Raw genomic sequence first — 18,362 nt, 5'->3', positions numbered from 1 at the left:
CCGTGGGCACCCGGCCCGCCGGGTCAGTCCTTGTGGACGGTCCCGTCCGGGTCCAGGCCCCGGAAGGAGAGGATCACGATCAGGATGCCGCCGCAGACGATCGCCGAGTCGGCGAGGTTGAAGACGGCGAAGTGCTTGGGCGCGATGAAGTCCACCACCGCGCCCTCGAAGACGCCGGGGGCGCGGAAGATCCGGTCGGTGAGGTTGCCGAGGGCGCCGCCGAGCAGCAGGCCGAGCGCGATGGCCCAGGGCAGGCTGCGCAGCTTGCGCGCGAGGCGGGCGATCACGACGATCACGGCCGCGGCGATCACCGTGAAGATGATCGTGAAGGCCTCGCCGAAGCCGAAGGCCGCGCCCGCGTTGCGGATCGCGGCGAACCTGAGCCAGTCACCGACGATCTCGATCGGCTCGTGGTGCTCCAGCTCGGCGACCACGATCATCTTGCTGACCAGGTCGACCAGGTACGCGAACACGGCGACGGCGAACAGTACGGCGACCCGGCGCTTGCCCCGAGGAGGCTGCGGAGCCTGCTCCCGCCTCTGCTCCTGGCCGGCGTCGTCGGGCAGCTCCTGCCCGTCCCCCGCCGCGTCCGGGGTGTCCGGCGTACCGATGATGCGCTCCGCCTCTGCCACGTGAGTCCCTCAGCGTAGGTCCTTGACTGAGCACGAGGGTACGGCACGTCTCGCCCCCCGGCCGCGGACCGGTACCGGCTCAGTACCGGCGCTCCTGCTTCTGCTTGCACTCGACGCAGAGGGTGGCCCGCGGGAAGGCCTGCATCCGCGCCTTGCCGATCGGGTTGCCGCAGTTCTCGCACAGGCCGTAGGTGCCCGCGTCCAGACGGTCCAGGGCGCGCTCGGTCTGGCTGAGCACCTCGCGCGCGGTGGCGGCCAGCGCCAGTTCGTGCTCGCGCGTGATGTTCTTGCTGCCGGTGTCCGCCTCGTCGTCGCCCGCGCCGTCTCCGGAGTCCCGCATCATGCCCTGCAGCGACCGCTCGGAGGAGTCGATCTCGGTGCGCAGCCGGTCGGCCTCGGACTGCAGCTCGCCGCGCGCCTCCTCGACCTCCTGCGGGGTCCAGGGGTCCTCGCCGGGGCGTACCGCGAGGTCGCCGGGGACCGCGGCGGTGCCGCGGGCCTTGGGAACAGCGGTCTTGGCCGCCGTGGCCGTGCCAGGAGTCTTCTTCGCAACCACCGTCGTGGCTCCCGTCTGCTCCGCGGCCTCGGCCGCGCCCGCTTTCTTGGCCGTGCTCTTCTTCGCCGTGCTTTTCTTCGCCGTGCTCTTGGCCGTGCTCTTGGCCGTGCTCTTCTTCGCGGCGGACTTCGCCGCGGTCTTCTTCGCCCCGGTCTTCCCTGCCGGGCCCTCCCCCGCCGCCGTCCCCTGCGCGGTCTCCTCCGCGGCCTCCTGCTCCGCGGCGCTCTCCTGGGCGGCGCTCCGCCTCGCGGCCGTCGTCTTCTTCTTCGCCACCATGGCCGCGGCCCCTTCACATATTGTGATCTTGCGCGCGAATCGTGCTGGGACGATAAATCGACTCCGGTCGCGCGGCAACGGGGCACGCCGCCCGACTCGCCCGCCCGTCGTGCGCCGCGCGGCGAGCATGCATGCGTTGTGCCCAGCTCCCCGCCCGGTAATCCGCCGGAACACCCCCGGTAGGACCGTCCGCGGGCCGGTCCCCGGACGGCGGCATTCGGGTCACCCGAAATCCGGTCGGCCGCTGTCCGCCCGGCGCCGTACACTGGGCGCAGCGAAAAGCGTGGATGGGGACGAGTAGCGGCGTCAGCAGCCCAGAGCGACCCGGGGACGGTGTGAGCCCGGGGGCGAGCGCGACGTGAAGATCACCCCGGAGCCGCCGGAAGAAAGCCGTGGCAGACAGCCGCGGTGAGTAGACCCGGCTCGCGACCCCAATGAGGGGGCTCACCGGAGCACACGACGCGCCGGCGGGCCAAGGAGGGTGGTACCGCGGGAGCACGGCTCTCGTCCCTCCGACGGAAGGCAGCACGTCCGCCGGAGGAAGCTCGTTGAATACGCAGCCGCAGTACCGCCAGGTGCCCGCCCAGGTCGACCTGCCCGCGCTCGAACACGCGGTGCTCGACTTCTGGCGCGAGCAGAAGATCTTCGCCAAGAGCCTGGAGCAGTCCGAGGGCCGCCCCGAGTGGGTGTTCTACGAGGGCCCGCCCACCGCCAACGGCATGCCCGGTGCCCACCACATCGAGGCCCGGGTCTTCAAGGACGTCTTCCCGCGCTTCCGCACCATGCGCGGCTACCACGTGGGCCGCAAGGCCGGCTGGGACTGCCACGGCCTCCCGGTGGAGCTGGCGGTCGAGAAGGAGCTGGGCTTCTCCGGCAAGCAGGACATCGAGGCGTACGGCATCGCCGAGTTCAACGCGAAGTGCCGCGAGTCGGTGACCCGCCACACCGACGCCTTCGAAGAGCTGACGACCCGCATGGGTTACTGGGCCGACCTCCAGGACCCGTACCGCACGATGGACGCGGAGTACATCGAGTCCGTCTGGTGGTCGCTGAAGGAGATCTTCGGCAAGGGCCTGCTGGTCCAGGACCACCGGGTCGCCCCCTGGTGCCCCCGCTGCGGCACCGGCCTGTCCGACCACGAGCTGGCCCAGGGCTACGAGACGGTCGTCGACCCGTCCGTCTACGTCCGCTTCCCGCTGACCTCCGGCCCGCTGGCCGGCGAGGCGGCGCTGGTCGTCTGGACGACGACCCCGTGGACCCTGGTCTCCAACACCGCGGTCGCCGCGCACCCCGAGGTGACCTACGTCGTCGCCACGAACGGCGAGGAGCGGCTGGTCGTCGCCGAGCCGCTGGTGGCCAAGGCCCTCGGCGAGGGCTGGGAGACCACCGGGCAGTCCTTCACCGGCGCCGAGATGGAGCGCTGGACGTACCGGCGCCCGTTCGATCTCGTCGAGTTCCCGGAGCCGGCGCACTACGTCGTCAACGCCGACTACGTCACCACCGAGGACGGCACCGGCCTCGTCCACCAGTCCCCCGCCTTCGGTGAGGACGACCTCAAGGTCTGCCGTTCCTACGGCCTGCCGGTGGTCAACCCGGTCCGCCCGGACGGCACCTTCGAGGAGGACGTCCCGCTGGTCGGCGGCGTCTTCTTCAAGAAGGCCGACGAGAAGCTGACGGAGGACCTGGACGCCCGCGGCCTGCTCTTCAAGCACATCCCGTACGAGCACAGCTACCCGCACTGCTGGCGCTGCCACACCGCGCTGCTGTACTACGCGCAGCCGTCCTGGTACATCCGCACCACGGCCGTCAAGGACCGCCTCCTCCAGGAGAACGAGAGGACCAACTGGTTCCCGGAGGCGGTCAAGCACGGCCGGTACGGCGACTGGCTGAACAACAACATCGACTGGGCCCTGTCCCGCAACCGCTACTGGGGCACGCCGCTGCCGATCTGGCGCTGCGAGGAGGACCACCTCACGGTCGTCGGCTCCCGCGCGGAGCTGACCGAGCTGTCCGGCGCCGACCAGTCGGCCCTGGACCCGCACCGCCCGTTCATCGACGCCGTCACCTTCGCCTGCCCGCAGGACGGCTGCGGGCGGACCGCCACGCGCGTGCCCGAGGTCATCGACGCCTGGTACGACTCGGGCTCGATGCCCTTCGCCCAGTGGGGCTACCCGTACAAGAACAAGGAGCTGTTCGAGAGCCGCTACCCGGCGCAGTTCATCTCCGAGGCCATCGACCAGACCCGCGGCTGGTTCTACACGCTGATGGCGATCGGCACCCTGGTCTTCGACAAGTCGTCCTACGAGAACGTGGTCTGCCTCGGCCACATCCTCGCCGAGGACGGCCGCAAGATGTCCAAGCACCTGGGCAACATCCTGCAGCCGATCCCGCTGATGGACCAGCACGGCGCCGACGCGGTCCGCTGGTTCATGGCGGCCGGCGGCTCCCCGTGGGCGGCCCGCCGGGTGGGCCACGGCACCATCCAGGAGGTCGTCCGCAAGACGCTCCTCACGTACTGGAACACGGTCGCCTTCCAGGCCCTGTACGCCCGCACCACCGGCTGGGCGCCCAGCGAGGCCGACCCGGCCCCGGCCGACCGCCCGGTGCTGGACCGCTGGCTGCTCTCCGAGCTGCACGCGCTGACCGACCAGGTGACGCAGGCGCTGGACGCCTACGACACCCAGCGGGCCGGCAAGCTGCTGTCCGCGTTCGTCGACGACCTGTCCAACTGGTACGTGCGCCGCTCGCGCCGCCGCTTCTGGCAGGGCGACAAGGCCGCGCTGCGCACGCTGCACGAGGTCGTCGAGACGGTCACCAAGCTGATGGCGCCGCTCACCCCGTTCATCACCGAGCGGGTGTGGCAGGACCTGGTCGTGCCGGTCACCCCGGGCGCGCCCGAGTCGGTCCACCTGTCCTCGTGGCCGGAGGCCGACCTCTCGGCGATCGACCCGGAGCTGTCGAAGCAGATGGTCCTGGTCCGCCGCCTGGTCGAGCTCGGCCGTGCCACCCGCGCGGAGTCGGGCGTCAAGACCCGGCAGCCGCTCAGCCGCGCGCTGATCGGCGTGACGGGCTTCGACGCCCTCTCCCCCGAGCTGCGCACGCAGATCACGGAGGAGCTGAACGTCGAGTCCCTCGCGTCGCTGAGCGAGGTCGGCGGCTCGCTCGTCGACACCACCGCGAAGGCCAACTTCCGTGCGCTGGGCAAGCGGTTCGGCAAGCGCGTCCAGGACGTGGCGAAGGCGGTCGCGGCCGCGGACGCCGCCGCCCTCTCCCTCGCCCTGCGCGAGGGCACGGCCTCGGTGGAGGTCGACGGCGAGGCCGTCACCCTCGCTCCCGACGAGGTGATCATCACGGAGACGCCGCGCGAGGGCTGGTCGGTGGCCTCCGACTCGGGCGCGACGGTGGCGCTCGACCTGGAGATCACGGAGGAGCTGCGCCGGGCGGGCCTCGCCCGGGACGCGATCCGCCTGATCCAGGAGGCGCGCAAGAACAGCGGCCTCGACGTCGCCGACCGGATCGCCCTGCGCTGGACGGCCACGGACGCGGCCACGGTCGCCGCCCTGACCGGCCACGCCGGCCTGATCGCCGACGAGGTCCTGGCGACGGACTTCGCCCAGGGCGAGGCGGACGACACCTACGGCACCCCGTTCACGGACGAGGGCCTCTCCCTCACGTTCCGCCTGCGCAAGCAGTAACCGAACGAACAGCACCGAGGGCCCGCATCCCGACAGGGGATGCGGGCCCTCTGCCGTCCCCCGAACTGCGCGCACCCGCACCACCGCAACTGCGGGCACCCGCACCGCCATAGCTGCGGCCACCCGCACCGCCGTAGCCGCGGGCACCCGCACCGCCGTAGCCGCGGGCACCCGCACCGCCATAGCTGCGGGCAGTCGTGCCGCTGGGGCGGCACGGGTGGGCGCAGCGGCACCCCGCAACGCCGGGCAACGCAGCCCACCCCCCCCACCCGCACCCACACCCACACCCACACCCACACCCACACCCGCACCGGACACAACACAAGGGCGGGCCCCGGGTCAGAAACCCGGGGCCCGCCCTGAACGCTGCCGTCGGCAACGCCGTACTACCTACCGGACGTCAGTCCGAAGCAGCTCAGTTGTCGTCCTCGTCGATCAGGAACCCGCGCATCGGCGAAGGCGCCTGCCCCATCGACGACGGCCCCTGCGGCCGCACCGGCGCCATCGGCTGAGTCATCGCCGGCGACATCTGCTGCTGACCGCCGTACGACGGACCGGCCTGGCCCGGACCGCTGCCCATCGACTGGTTGCCGCCGTAGGACGGGGCACTCGCGCCGGCCGGTGCCATCGAGGGCGCCGGGGACGGCGGCAGAGAGGCCGTCGCGGGCGTACGCGGCGGGGCGAGCGAGTCGTCGGCCTGGGTCTCCAGCTGGCGCAGCTGCGACTCCAGGTACGACTTCAGCCGCGTGCGGTACTCGCGCTCGAAGCCGCGCAGGTCCTCGACCTTGCGCTCCAGCGTGGCGCGGGCGGACTCCAGGGAGCCCATCGCGACGCGGTGCTTCTCCTGCGCGTCCCGCTCCAGGGCGTCCGCCTTGGCACGGGCGTCCCGCTCCAGACCCTCGGCACGCGAACGCGCCTCGCCGACGATCTTGTTGGCCTCGGAACGCGCCTCGGCGATCGCCTGGTCGGCGGTCTGCTGGGCCAGCGAGAGGACACGGGCGGCGCTGTCGCCACCGGGGCCTCCCTGACCGGGCATGCCCGGGCCACCGGGGCCCTGCGGACCGCCCATGGGGCCGCCCATCGGACCGGGACCCATCTGGCCCTGCATCGGACCGTGCCCCTGGCCCATCGGCCCCGGACCCTGGCCCATCGGGCCGGGACCCTGCGGGCCACCCTGTCCGCCGGGGCCGGCGGGCAGCTGCGGGGCACCGCTCGGCAGCTGGGGCGGACCACCCATGGGGCCACCCATCTGCTGCTGCGGCGGGCCCGATATGCCGGCGGGCACCGGAGCGCCGGGACCTCGCATGCCCTGCTGCGGCATGCCGCCCTGCTGCGGGTGCCCCTGCTGGTGCGGAGGCTGTCCCTGCGGCGACTGCTGGTCCTGCGGCGACTCCGGCGGCTTGCGCATGTTCTGCTGGTTCTGCGCGGCCGCACGCGTCGCCGCGGCCAGCTTGGCGCGCAGGTCCTCGTTCTCGCGGAGCAGTCGGGTCAGTTCGGCTTCGACCTCGTCGAGGAAGGCATCGACCTCGTCCTCGTCATAGCCTTCTCGGAGGCGGACGGTCGTGAACTGCTTGTTCCGCACGTCCTCGGGGGTCAACGGCATCTCTTCACCTCAACGTTGTCGTCGGCATTCGGCAAGCCCGTATCTCTCTCATCGATCACAGCCGGCTCACGATCGAGATCAGGATGTAGACGATGATCATCAGTACGAAGAAGGACAGGTCGAGCGCCACGCCCCCGAGACGCAGCGGCGGGATGAACCGCCGCAGAAGCTTCAACGGTGGATCGGTGACGGTGTAGGTGGCCTCCAGAACGACCACCATCGCCTTGCCGGGTTGCCACGAGCGGGCGAACTGGAAGACGTAGTCCATGACCAACCGGAAGATGAGCACGATGAGGAAGCACATCAGCGCGATGTAGACGACATCCAGGACCACGCTCATGACCTGTGCTTCCCTCTCCCCTGAACCATCTCTCGGACCCCTCTTCGGATCCGTGTTCTTGCTCTGTACCGGTGGTGCGTCTCAGCTCTGGTTGAAGAACCCGCCCTCTGCGATGCGGGCCTTGTCCTCCGCCGTGACATCGACGTTAGCAGGAGACAGCAGGAACACCTTCTGCGTCACCCGCTCGATACTGCCGTGAAGACCAAACACCAAACCGGCCGCAAAGTCGACAAGTCGCTTCGCATCTGTGTCATCCATCTCAGTGAGATTCATGATCACCGGCGTGCCCTCACGGAAGTGTTCCCCGATGGTACGGGCCTCGTTGTAGGTCCGGGGGTGAAGTGTGGTGATCCGGTAGGGCTCTCGTTCGGACACGACCTTGGGCATGATGACCGGTGCGCTCTTTTCCAGGCTTGCGCGTTCTTGTGTGATGGACGCCACGGGCGCGATACGCGCCGGACGACTCGATTCCGCCGCGAGCGAAGCGGAACGGGGCATCGGCTCGCGCTGCGCGGGCGGTTGTACGACTCGTACCTCTTCGTCCCTTTGGGGCTGATGTGAACCATGTGACTGGTGCGCCGGTTCATGGCGCCGGTGATCCCGCTCGGGCTCCGGGTCCAGTTCGGGTTCGAAGTCGTCGTCGGGGTCGAACCCCCGGCCGTCGTACCCGTCGTCCTCCACGAGGCCGAGGTAGACCGCCATCTTGCGCATCGCGCCGGCCATTCTCTGAGTCCTCCGCTCTGTGGTGGATCCGCTGACGACTGCCAAGTGCCTGCGATCCACGAGGTCGTTGCATCCGCCTTTCGGCGGTAATGACCATATTTTCTGCTGTGGTCCGACTTCTTGGCGACGTTACCCGAGCCCGGGTCGGACTCCGAGTACCGCAGTGCCGACGCGTACATGTGTCGCTCCGGCGGCCACGGCCTGTTCGAGGTCCGCACTCATTCCCGCGGAGACCATGTTCGCAGCCGGATGGGCTCGGCGCACGCAGGTCGACAAATCCATGAGGTGCTCGAACGCCGCCTGTTGGCGTCCCGCGTACTCGCCGGTGAGCGGCGCGACCGTCATCAGGCCGTCGAACCGCAGCCCGTCCGATCCGGCGACCAGGTCGGCCAACTCTTCGATTCCGGCGGGCGAGACCCCTCCGCGCTCCCCGCGCCCGCTCTCCCCCGCGTCGAGCGCGACCTGGAGCAGACAGCCCACCTCGCGACCGGCGCGTACGGCCTCCTTCGACAGGGCCGTGATCAGCCTGGCCCGGTCGACGGACTGCACGACGTCGGCGTAACCGACCACAGACCGCACCTTGTTGGTCTGCAACTGGCCGACGAAGTGCCACGAAAGCGGCAGATCCGCGCACGCGGCGGCCTTGGGTGCGGCGTCCTGGTCGCGGTTCTCGGCGACGTGCCGCACCCCAAGTTCCGAGAGGAAGCGCACGTCGTCCGCCGGGTAGGTCTTGGTGACCACGATGAGGGTCACGTCCTCGCGCGGGCGGCCCGCGGCGGCACAGGCGGCGGTGATGCGCTCTTCCACTCTCGCCAGGTTCGCGGCGAGTTCCTGCTTACGGTCCGTCATGCCCCATCAGTCCAGCCACACATAGCCCGCGAGCCGCCCGGTGGTGCGGTCGCGTCGGTACGAGAAGTGGTCCTCCGACTCCCGGGTGCACACCGGCGACTGCGCCCGGTCGCGCACCCCGAGGCGCCGGAGCTGCGCGTGCACCCCGGCGCTCACGTCGACGGCCGGCGTGCCCCAGGAGGTCTCGGCGTACCCGGCCGGCTCGACGGCGGCCACCTCGGCGCGCATCTCCTCAGGCACCTCGTAGCACCGGCCGCACACCGCGGGTCCGGTGCGGGCGACGATCCGGGTGGGCTCCGCGCCGAGTTCGGTCATGGCCCGTACGGCGGCGGGGACCACCCCGGCGACCAGGCCGGGCCGGCCCGCGTGGGCCGCGGCGGCGACTCCGGCGACGGGGTCGGCGAGCAGCACGGGCACGCAGTCGGCGGTGAGGACGGCGAGCGCGAGACCGCGTTCGGCGGTGACGACGGCGTCGACCCGCGGGACCGGCCGGTCCCCCCAGGGCGCGTCGACCACGGCGACGTCGGCACCGTGCACCTGGTTCATCCAGACCACCCGGGCCGGGTCGACGCCCAGCGACTTGGCCGCCAGCTCCCGGTTGGCGGTGACGGCGCCGGGGTCGTCGCCGACCGCGCCGCCGAGGTTGAGCTCCTCGTACGGAACGGCGCTCACTCCGCCCCACCGGTCGGTGAAGCCGAAGTGCGCGCCGCTCACGGTGTCGCGCTGTCCTATCACTTCAGGAAGTCCGGCACGTCCAGTTCCTCGGCCGCGCTGTCCGAGTAGGTCCGCGACGGCGGGACCGGCGGCGGGGAGACCGGGAGGTCGGCGACCGGCTCCGGGGCGGGCGCCTGCTCCGGCTCCTCCTTCGGCTTGACGCTGCCGAGCGAGCCGAAGGACGGGCGGCTCTCGGACGAGGGCCGGGCCGGGGTGGGCTCCTCGCGCTTGGCCGAGGACGACCCGAGGACGTTGTCCCGCTTGGAGGGCGGCTGGCCGCCGTCGAAGCCGGCCGCGATCACGGTGACCCGCACCTCGTCGCCGAGGGCGTCGTCGATGACCGCGCCGAAGATGATGTTGGCCTCGGGGTGGGCGGCCTCGCTGACCAGCTGGGCGGCCTCGTTGATCTCGAACAGGCCGAGGTCGGAGCCGCCGGAGATGGAGAGCAGGACACCGCGGGCGCCGTCGATGGACGCCTCGAGCAGCGGCGAGGAGATCGCCATCTCGGCCGCGGCCACCGCGCGGTCGTCGCCGCGGGCCGAGCCGATGCCCATGAGGGCGGAACCGGCCTCGGACATGACCGACTTGACGTCGGCGAAGTCCAGGTTGATCAGGCCGGGCGTGGTGATGAGGTCGGTGATGCCCTGCACACCGGACAGCAGCACCTGGTCGGCCGACTTGAAGGCGTCGAGCACCGAGACCTGGCGGTCGGAGATGGACAGCAGCCGGTCGTTGGGGATGACGATGAGGGTGTCGACCTCTTCGCGGAGCTCCGCGATGCCGTCCTCGGCCTGGTTGGCCCGGCGCCGTCCCTCGAAGGTGAACGGGCGGGTGACCACGCCGATGGTGAGGGCGCCGAGCGAGCGGGCGATGTTGGCCACGACGGGCGCGCCGCCGGTGCCGGTGCCGCCGCCTTCACCGGCGGTCACGAAGACCATGTCGGCCCCCTTGAGGACCTCCTCGATCTCCTCGCGGTGGTCCTCGGCGGCCTTGCGGCCGACGGCCGGGTTGGCTCCGGCGCCGAGTCCGCGGGTGAGTTCGCGGCCGACGTCGAGCTTGACGTCGGCGTCGCTCATCAACAGCGCCTGCGCGTCGGTGTTGATGGCGATGAACTCGACGCCCTTGAGACCGACCTCGATCATCCGGTTGATGGCATTGACACCACCGCCGCCGACACCGATGACTTTGATGACTGCGAGGTAGTTCTGCGGTGCTGCCACGTCGAAGGCCTCTCGCCTCGAGTTACGTGTCGCCCGACCGCCGAAGCACTGATGCCCCCGCGACCCGACGACTGATGCCGATTGGGACGGTCCGTAGCGCCGACCCGAACCCTAACGCTGAAGTTTAGGGTTACCAGTGTGTCTGTTCCTTGGACTCTTCCGAACAGGACACTAAGTCGACAAGTGGCGCACGTTCAACGAACACGCCGAACCTCCCGTTTTTCTTTTCACCCTATGTGATCAGCCGTAGCGCTGCCCAACCAGGGTGCTGGCCTGCACATATACCCGTCAACTCCCCGATGACGCGGGGGCGGTGGGAACACTCACGTCGAAGTGCCGCGCATCGGGCGTCGCTTTCATGAGCGCGGTGAGCGCGCGGGCCTTGCCGGCGCTCCGCTCACCGCTCCCCCAGGACACGGTCCTCCCGCCGCTCAACTCCAGCGAGATGTCGTCGTAGGAACGGACCTTGACGAGTCGTGTGTCCCGGGCGACCTTGCCGGGGATCCGGCCGGCCACCCGCACCGCCTCGCGCACCAGGCGGTCGTCGTCGAAGCGGCGCAGGCTCGCCGCGGCGGATCCGGAGCGGGCGAGTTCCAATTCCAGCGTGGGCACGCCTTTCGGGGCCTTGGAGACCGTGGCGAACCGGACGCCTTCGTCGTCCACTTCCACGAACTTCCGGCCCTTCTGCACCATCAGGACCGGAGTGCGCTCCGTCACTTTCAGTCCGATTCCGTGCGGCCAGGAACGCTCCACCGCGACCTCGTCGATGCGGGGCAGTTTCCGGCGCAGCCGCGCCTCGACCGCCGCGGTGTCGACCGAGACCAGCGGGTCCCCGACCGGGACGTCGGCGGCCTCGCGCACCTGCGCGGGCGTCAGAACACGCGTCCCCGAGACGGACACGTCTTCGAGGCGCGTCCAGTTCGAGCCGTAGAGCACCCATACGGTGCCGCCCGCGGCGAGCACGAGCGCGACGGCGAGAATGATGATCGTACGAAGGCGGGGCGGGCGGAAGCGGCGCGCGGGGGGCGGGCCGGACGACTCCTGCTGGCGTGCACCGCGCTCGGCGGTGGTCGATCCGGCCACGCGCACTCCCTTTCCTGGCTCGGTTCACCTCCGGGGCGCCGCAGTCGGTGTCGACAGCCCGGCCGTGCTCGACCCTTCGGGCCTCCGCGTGCTCGGACCGTCGACACCGACGCGCCCCTTCGGCTCACTCGCCGACGTGTTACTAGCGTCGCGCACCCGCGGCGATCGCCTCGTACACCATGCCGACGAGGAGGTCGTCGGCGTCCCGGCGGCCGAACTCGGCGGCGGCGCGGGACATCTCGTACAGCCGGTGCGGGTCGGCGAGCACGGGCAGGACGTTCTGCTGGATCCACTCGGGCGTGAGTTCCGCGTCGTCGACCAGCAGGCCGCCGCCGGCCTTGACCACCGGCTGGGCGTTGAGCCGCTGTTCGCCGTTGCCGATGGGCAGCGGGACGTAGGCGGCCGGGAGCCCGACGGCGGAGAGTTCGGCGACGGTCATCGCGCCCGCGCGGCAGAGCATCATGTCGGCGGCGGCGTACGCGAGGTCCATCCGGTCCAGATAACTTACCGGGATGTACGGGGGCATCCCCGGCATCTGGTGGACCTGCGGCAGTTCGTTCTTGGGACCGACCGCGTGCAGGATCTGGATGCCGGCCTGCTGGAGCCAGGGCGCGACCTGCTGGATCACCTCGTTGAGGCGGCGGGCGCCCTGCGAACCGCCGGTGACCAGCAGCGTGGGCAGGTTGGGGTCGAGCCCGAACATCGCGCGGGCCTCGGGGCGGGCGGCGGCCCGGTCGAGGGTGGCGATGGAGCGGCGCAGCGGGATGCCGATGTAGCGCGAGTTGCGCAGCTTGCTGTCGGGGGTGGAGACGGCGACCTGGGCGGCGTAGCGCGAGCCGATCTTGTTGGCCAGGCCGGGGCGGGCGTTGGCCTCGTGGACGACGATCGGCACACCGAGCCGCTTGGCCGCGAGGTAGGCGGGCAGCGCCACGTAACCGCCGAAGCCTGCCACGGCGTCCGCCTTGGTGCGCTCCAGGATCTGCTCGGTCGCCTTGATGGTGCCGCGCAGCCGGCCCGGGACGGTGATCAGCTCGGGGGTGGGCTTGCGCGGCAGCGGCACGGCCGGAATCAGCGCCAGCTCGTAACCCCGCTCGGGCACCAGGCGGGTCTCCAGGCCCCGTTCCGTGCCCAGGGCCGTGATCCCCACGGTCGGATCCTGCCTGCGCAGGGCGTCCGCGAGGGCGAGCGCGGGCTCGATGTGGCCCGCGGTTCCTCCGCCGGCGAGTACGACATGCACCGAATTTCACCGCTCTCCGGACGAGCGCGCCGCCGAGGCGCGCCGTCGCATCGTGTTCCAACTCCCGGGGCTCCGCTTGGCCGCGGGTCCCCCGGCTCCCCGCTTTCTACCAAAGCGAGGTTGCCGCAATGCAAGCGCCGCCCGCGCACCGGGTTCGTCACGCGCGAAGGCGATCAGCAGACCGATGGCGAACATGGTCGGCAACAGGGCCGAACCCCCGTAGGAGAACAGCGGGAGGGGGACACCGGCGATCGGCAGCAGTCCGAGGACCGCACCGATGTTGATCACGGCCTGCGCCGTGATCCAGGTGGTCACGCCTCCCGCGGCATACCTGACGAAGGGGTCCTCCGTGCGTCCGGCCACGCGGATACCCGCATAGCCTAGAGCCGCGAACAGGGCGAGCACCGACAGCGTCCCCGCCAGGCCCAGTTCCTCGCCGGTGACGGCGAAGATGAAGTCGGTGTGCGCTTCGGGGAGTTGGCCCCATTTCTCCACGCTGGCACCGAGCCCGGAACCGAACAGCCCACCCGAGGCGAGGGCGTAGATGCCGTGCACGGCCTGCCAGCACGAGTCCCCGGGTCCCGGGTCGGTGGCGCCGAGGCAGTTGAGGCGGGCCATGCGGTTGGGGCTGGTCTTGATGAGGATGAAGCCGAGCACCAGGGCGATCGACAGCACGCCCGCGAAGAGCCGGGTGGGCGCGCCGGCCAGCCACAGCAGACCGAACAGGATCGCCGTGAGGATGATCGCGGTCCCCATGTCGCCGCCGATCATGATGAGCCCGAGCAGCATGAACGCGGCGGGCACCAACGGCACCAGCATGTGCTTCCACTGCGTCAGCAGCTTCTTGTCGTGCTTGCGGGCGAGCAGGTCCGCGCCCCACAGCACCAGGGCCAGCTTGCCGAACTCGCTGGGCTGGATCTGGAAGGAGCCGCCCAGTGAGATCCAGTTCTGGTTGCCGTTGACCGCGACTCCTATCCCCGGCACCTGGACCAGGATCATCAGGCAGACGGCCCCGGCGAGGATGGGATAGGCCAGCGCCCGGTGCAGCTTCACCGGCATCTTCATGGCGACGAGGAGGAGAACGGCGCCGATCAGCGCCGCCGCGGCCTGTTTGCGGAAGAAGAACGAGCCGGGCAGCGACAGCTGGAGCGCGGTGATCTGCGACGCCGAGTAGACCATCACCAGGCCGAGCACGGTGATCAGCGCGCTGCCGCCACAGATCAGGTAGTACGCGGTCAGCGGCCGGTCCCAGGCCCGGCGCAGCCTCAGGTACAGGCGGAGCACCGGGTTCTCGTGCGGCGGCCCCGGCGGGGCGGGTCGCTTGACGCTGCGCTGCACGGGCGGTCGTCCGGTGCGGCTCTGGGGACTACCGGGCATCGCTGCCTCCGCTGTACGTCGGCATGGACCGTCCCACGCGTCCTCCCGAGTTCACCCGGCGCGGGAGCGCGGCCGGGTCAGGCGCCGAGTTCGCGAACGGCCTGCGCGAACGCGTCACCGCGCTGGTTGTAGTTGGTGAACATGTCCATGGAGGCACAGGCCGGGGCCAGGAGCACCGTGTCGCCGGGCCGGGCGAGCCGCCGCGCCTCCTGGACGGCCTGGAGCATCGCACCAGTGTCGGTCCGGTCGAGGTCGACCACGGGTACTTCCGGGGCGTGTCGCGCCAGGGCTTCGCGGATCAGGGCGCGGTCGGCGCCGATGAGGACGGCGCCGCGCAGCCGCGTCGCCGCGCCCGCGACCAGTTCGTCGAAGGTGGCGCCCTTCGCCAGCCCGCCGGCGATCCACACGATCGACTCGTACGCCGCCAAGGAGGCCTCGGTGGCGTGGGTGTTGGTGGCCTTGGAGTCGTCCACGTAGGCCACGCCGTCCACGTCGGCGACGTGTGCGATGCGGTGGGCGTCCGGCGTGAAGGCGCGCAGTCCGTCCCGCACGGCGGCGGCGGAGACGCCGTAGGCGCGGGCGAGGCCCGCGGCGGCAAGGGCGTTGGCGATGTTGTGCGGCGCCGGCGGGTCGACGTCCGTGACCTCGGCGAGTTCCTGGGCGTTCTTGTGCCGGTCCTCGACGAAGGCCCGGTCGACCAGAAGGCCTTCCACCACGCCGAGTTGGGAGGGCCCGGGGGTGCCGAGGGTGAAGCCGACCGCGCGGCAGCCCTCCTCGACGTCGGCGGCGCGGACCAGGTCCTCGGTGGCCTTGTCGGCGACGTTGTAGACGCAGGCGACCTGATTGCCCTCGTAGATGCGGCCCTTGTCGGCGGCGTAGGCCTCCATCGAGCCGTGCCAGTCGAGGTGGTCAGGGGCCAGGTTGAGCACGGCCGCGGAATGGGCGCGCAGGGAGGGCGCCCAGTGCAGCTGGTAGCTGGACAGCTCCACGGCGAGGACGTCGTACTCCTCCTCGCCGGTGACCGCGTCCAGCAGGGAGACGCCGATGTTGCCGACGGCGGCGGTGCGCAGACCGGCCGCCTTCAGGATCGAGGCGAGCATCTGGACCGTGGTGGTCTTGCCGTTGGTGCCGGTGACGGCCAGCCACGGCGCGGGCTCCCTGCCGTCCAGGCCGCGCAGCCGCCAGGCCAGCTCCACGTCGCCCCAGACCGGGACGCCGGCCTGTCCGGCCGCCGTGAACAGGGGCTTGGTGGGCTTCCAGCCGGGTGCGGTGACGATCAGCTCGGTGCCCTCGGGGAGCGTGTCCCCGTCGCCGAGGCGGACGGTGACGCCGAGCGCCTCCAGCTCCGCGGCCTGCGTCCGGGCGCGCTCGTCGTCGCCGTCGTTGACGACGGTCACCCGCGCGCCGAGTCCGTGCAGGACCTTGGCCGCCGGGACGCCGGAGACGCCGAGTCCGGCGACGGTGACGTGCTTGCCGGTGAATTCCGAAGGCACCGAGGAGGTCACTTGTCCGCTGCCCATCCCGCGTAGAAGAGGCCGAGTCCGACGATCACGCAGATGCCCTGGATGATCCAGAAGCGGACCACTACGAGGACCTCGGACCAGCCTTTGAGTTCGAAGTGGTGCTGGAGCGGCGCCATCCGGAAGACCCGCTTGCCGGTCAGGCGGAAGGAGCCGACCTGGATGACCACCGACATCGTGATCAGGACGAACAGGCCGCCGAGGATGGCCATCAGCAGTTCGGTGCGCGAGCAGATCGCCAGGCCCGCGAGCACACCGCCGAGCGCGAGCGAACCGGTGTCGCCCATGAAGATCTTGGCCGGCGAGGTGTTCCACCACAGGAAGCCGAGGCAGGCGCCCATCAGTGCGGACGCGACCACGGCGAGGTCCAGCGGGTCTCTCACCTCGTAGCAGGCGCCGGGGTTGGTCAGGGTCAGCGCGTTGGCGCAGGACTCCTGGAACTGCCAGACGCCGATGAAGGTGTAGGCGCCGAAGACCAGGACGGAGGCGCCGGTGGCCAGGCCGTCCAGGCCGTCGGTGAGGTTCACGCCGTTCGACATGGCGAGGATCATGAACAGCGCCCAGACGACGAACAGCACCGGGCCGATGGTCCAGCCGAAGTCGGTGATGAACGACAGCTTCGTGGACGCCGGGGTGTTGCCCCGGTTGTCCGCGAACTGCAGCGACAGCACGGCGAAGCCGATGCCGACGATCAGCTGGCCGGCCATCTTCGCCTTGGCCCGCAGACCCAGCGAACGCCGCTTGACGATCTTGATGTAGTCGTCGAGGAAGCCGACCAGGCCCATGCCGACCATCAGGCCGAGCACCAGCAGGCCGGAGAAGGTCGGCCCCGCGTCGATGTCCGGGTCCAGATAGCCGGTGATGCCCTTGGCCAGGAAGTACGCGGCGACCGTCGCCAGGATGAAGGCGATACCACCCATGGTCGGCGTACCGCGCTTGCTGGCGTGCTCGCGCGGTCCGTCGTCGCGGATGTACTGGCCGTAGCCCTTGCGGGCCAGGAGCTTGATCAGCAGCGGGGTGCCGACCAGCGTCAGGAAGAGGCCAATGACTCCCGCGAACAGGATCTGCTTCATCATCGGGCGGCAACCTCACCCTCGGCGCCGGTCTCGAGCAGCGCCGTGGCGACGCTCTCCAGACCCACCGAACGGGACGCCTTCACGAGCACGACGTCCCCCGGGCGCAACTCGCTGCGCAACAGGTCGACCGCCGCCTGTGCGTCGGACACGTGCACCGACTCCTCACCCCACGAACCCTCGTTATATGCGCCCAGTTGCAGCCATCGGGCTTCCCTGCCCCCGACCGCGACGAGCTTGCTGACGTTGAGCCGGACGGCGAGCCGTCCGACCGCGTCGTGCTCGGCGAGCGCCTCGTCCCCGAGCTCGGCCATCTTGCCGAGCACCGCCCACGTCCGGCGTCCCTTGCCCATGGCGGCCAGTGCACGCAGCGCGGCCTTCATGGACTCGGGGTTCGCGTTGTAGGCGTCGTTGACGACCGTCACGCCGTCCGGGCGCTCGGTGACCTCCATCCGCCAGCGGGAGAGGGAGCCCGCCTCGGAGAGCGCGGTGGCGATCTCGTCTGCGGACATGCCCAACTCGTGGGCGACGGCGGCCGCGGCGAGCGCGTTCGACACGTGGTGCTCACCGTACAGGCGCATGGTCACATCGCTTGCACCGGAGGGTGTGTGAAGCCTGAACGAAGGCTGTCCGGTGTCCGTGAGTCGCACGTTCTCGGCAGAGACGTCCGCTTCGTCGGACTCTCCGAAAAGGAGCACCTTCGCCTTCGTTCGGGAGGCCATGGCACGTACGAGGGGGTCGTCCGCGTTGAGGACGGCGACGCCGCCCTCCTCGGCCGACGGCAGCGCCTCGACGAGCTCGCCCTTGGCCTGGGCGATCTGCTCCCGGCCGCCGAACTCGCCGATGTGCGCGGAGCCGACGTTGAGGACGAGGCCGATCCGCGGCGGGGTCAGCTCGCACAGGTACCGGATGTGGCCGATGCCGCGGGCGCCCATCTCCAGGACGAGGAACCTGGTCTCCTCGGTGGCGGTGAGCGCGGTCAGCGGCAGCCCGACCTCGTTGTTCATGGAACCGGGCGTGAAGACCGTGGGTGCCTTGCGGCGCAGGACCTGGGCGATCAGGTCCTTGGTGCTGGTCTTGCCGGCCGACCCGGTCAGGGCCACGAGGGTGGTGCCGAGGCGCCGTACGACGTGCCGGGCGAGGGCGCCCAGGGCGGCCTGGACGTCCTCGACGACGATCGCGGGCGCGCCGACGGGGCGGGAGCCGAGGACGGCCACCGCGCCCGCTTCTACGACCTGCGCGGCGAAGTCGTGGCCGTCCACCCGTTCGCCCACGAAGGCGACGAAGAGGCTGCCCGGCCCGGCTTCCCGGGAGTCCCGGACGACCGGCCCGGTGACCTCGGCGGACGCGTCCGGTATGTCGTGCATCCGCCCGCCGACGACTTCTGCGATCTCGGCGAGTGAGAGGGTGATCACAAGTTCGTCCCCTGGATCAGGATCAGGATCGGCTGGATCATGCGGGATC

The 18,362-nt window shown here is 70.7% G+C and carries 15 protein-coding genes; 1 reads left to right on the top strand and 14 read right to left on the bottom strand.

Annotation, left to right across the window (positions count from 1 at the left end):
* Nucleotides 1–23 precede the first annotated feature (23 nt).
* Nucleotides 24–632: a signal peptidase II gene (gene lspA / locus EV562_RS21385; protein WP_133888430.1), complete on the bottom strand. Its 609-nt coding sequence runs from the start codon at nt 630–632 to the stop codon at nt 24–26.
* A gap of 79 nt (nt 633–711) precedes the next feature.
* A complete protein-coding gene (locus EV562_RS21380; protein WP_133888429.1) occupies nt 712–1,464 on the bottom strand; it encodes a TraR/DksA family transcriptional regulator in 753 nt (250 codons plus the stop codon).
* Between the two features lie 548 nt (nt 1,465–2,012).
* Between EV562_RS21380 and ileS the strand changes: the two genes are divergently transcribed.
* On the top strand, nt 2,013–5,159 hold the full coding sequence (ileS, locus tag EV562_RS21370; protein ID WP_133888428.1) for an isoleucine--tRNA ligase: 3,147 nt from the start codon (nt 2,013–2,015) through the stop codon (nt 5,157–5,159).
* Nucleotides 5,160–5,574: 415 nt separating this feature from the next.
* Here ileS and divIVA read toward each other — a convergent pair whose 3' ends face one another.
* The 12 genes from divIVA to murF all read right to left on the bottom strand — a co-directional run bounded on the left by divIVA (nt 5,575) and on the right by murF (nt 18,313).
* Complete coding sequence (gene divIVA, locus EV562_RS21360; protein ID WP_133888426.1) at nt 5,575–6,762, bottom strand: apical growth/hyphal branching protein DivIVA; 1,188 nt, start codon at nt 6,760–6,762, stop codon at nt 5,575–5,577.
* A 55-nt stretch (nt 6,763–6,817) separates the two neighbouring features.
* Nucleotides 6,818–7,102, bottom strand: coding sequence for a YggT family protein (locus EV562_RS21355; protein ID WP_007448661.1), 285 nt, complete (start codon nt 7,100–7,102; stop codon nt 6,818–6,820).
* Nucleotides 7,103–7,183: 81 nt separating this feature from the next.
* Entirely contained in the window at nt 7,184–7,825 is a 642-nt protein-coding gene (gene sepF / locus EV562_RS21350; protein WP_007448662.1) for a cell division protein SepF, read from the bottom strand.
* A 129-nt stretch (nt 7,826–7,954) separates the two neighbouring features.
* Nucleotides 7,955–8,674, bottom strand: coding sequence for a YggS family pyridoxal phosphate-dependent enzyme (locus EV562_RS21345; protein WP_133888425.1), 720 nt, complete (start codon nt 8,672–8,674; stop codon nt 7,955–7,957).
* Between the two features lie 6 nt (nt 8,675–8,680).
* Nucleotides 8,681–9,409 (bottom strand): peptidoglycan editing factor PgeF, encoded by a 729-nt coding sequence (gene pgeF / locus EV562_RS21340; protein WP_133888424.1) that lies wholly within the window; start codon nt 9,407–9,409, stop codon nt 8,681–8,683.
* Complete coding sequence (gene ftsZ / locus EV562_RS21335; RefSeq protein ID WP_133888423.1) at nt 9,406–10,608, bottom strand: cell division protein FtsZ; 1,203 nt, start codon at nt 10,606–10,608, stop codon at nt 9,406–9,408. Before ftsZ ends, pgeF begins: the two co-directional genes overlap by 4 nt.
* Nucleotides 10,609–10,896: 288 nt before the next feature.
* Nucleotides 10,897–11,691 carry a cell division protein FtsQ gene (gene ftsQ, locus EV562_RS21330; RefSeq protein WP_133888422.1) on the bottom strand — a complete coding sequence of 265 codons (795 nt, stop codon included), beginning with the start codon at nt 11,689–11,691 and terminating at the stop codon, nt 10,897–10,899.
* 142 nt (nt 11,692–11,833) lie between these two features.
* Nucleotides 11,834–12,928 carry an undecaprenyldiphospho-muramoylpentapeptide beta-N-acetylglucosaminyltransferase gene (gene murG / locus EV562_RS21325; protein WP_133888421.1) on the bottom strand — a complete coding sequence of 365 codons (1,095 nt, stop codon included), beginning with the start codon at nt 12,926–12,928 and terminating at the stop codon, nt 11,834–11,836.
* A 6-nt stretch (nt 12,929–12,934) separates the two neighbouring features.
* Nucleotides 12,935–14,305, bottom strand: a complete 1,371-nt coding sequence (ftsW, locus tag EV562_RS21320; RefSeq protein ID WP_133888420.1) for a putative lipid II flippase FtsW — start codon at nt 14,303–14,305, stop codon at nt 12,935–12,937.
* A 77-nt stretch (nt 14,306–14,382) separates the two neighbouring features.
* Nucleotides 14,383–15,798 carry a UDP-N-acetylmuramoyl-L-alanine--D-glutamate ligase gene (murD, locus tag EV562_RS21315; protein ID WP_133888419.1) on the bottom strand — a complete coding sequence of 472 codons (1,416 nt, stop codon included), beginning with the start codon at nt 15,796–15,798 and terminating at the stop codon, nt 14,383–14,385.
* A gap of 8 nt (nt 15,799–15,806) precedes the next feature.
* Nucleotides 15,807–16,898 carry a phospho-N-acetylmuramoyl-pentapeptide-transferase gene (gene mraY / locus EV562_RS21310; protein WP_133888562.1) on the bottom strand — a complete coding sequence of 364 codons (1,092 nt, stop codon included), beginning with the start codon at nt 16,896–16,898 and terminating at the stop codon, nt 15,807–15,809.
* Nucleotides 16,898–18,313, bottom strand: coding sequence for a UDP-N-acetylmuramoyl-tripeptide--D-alanyl-D-alanine ligase (gene murF, locus EV562_RS21305; protein WP_133888418.1), 1,416 nt, complete (start codon nt 18,311–18,313; stop codon nt 16,898–16,900). The genes mraY and murF overlap by 1 nt, the downstream gene beginning before the upstream one ends.
* Nucleotides 18,314–18,362: the final 49 nt, after the last annotated feature.

The organism is Streptomyces sp. BK208 (assembly GCF_004364245.1).
Lineage (GTDB): Bacteria > Actinomycetota > Actinomycetes > Streptomycetales > Streptomycetaceae > Streptomyces.
Note: the sequence above shows the minus strand (reverse complement) of the source record. Positions and strands in the feature narration are given on the sequence as shown.

Coding starts and splice junctions, on each gene's coding strand:
- divIVA (WP_133888426.1), bottom strand. CDS start 6,762: ATGCCGTTGACCCCCGAGGACGTGCGGAACAAGCAGTTCACGACCGTC.
- mraY (WP_133888562.1), bottom strand. CDS start 16,898: ATGAAGCAGATCCTGTTCGCGGGAGTCATTGGCCTCTTCCTGACGCTG.
- EV562_RS21345 (WP_133888425.1), bottom strand. CDS start 8,674: ATGACGGACCGTAAGCAGGAACTCGCCGCGAACCTGGCGAGAGTGGAA.
- sepF (WP_007448662.1), bottom strand. CDS start 7,825: ATGGCCGGCGCGATGCGCAAGATGGCGGTCTACCTCGGCCTCGTGGAG.
- ftsW (WP_133888420.1), bottom strand. CDS start 14,305: ATGCCCGGTAGTCCCCAGAGCCGCACCGGACGACCGCCCGTGCAGCGC.
- EV562_RS21380 (WP_133888429.1), bottom strand. CDS start 1,464: ATGGTGGCGAAGAAGAAGACGACGGCCGCGAGGCGGAGCGCCGCCCAG.
- EV562_RS21355 (WP_007448661.1), bottom strand. CDS start 7,102: ATGAGCGTGGTCCTGGATGTCGTCTACATCGCGCTGATGTGCTTCCTC.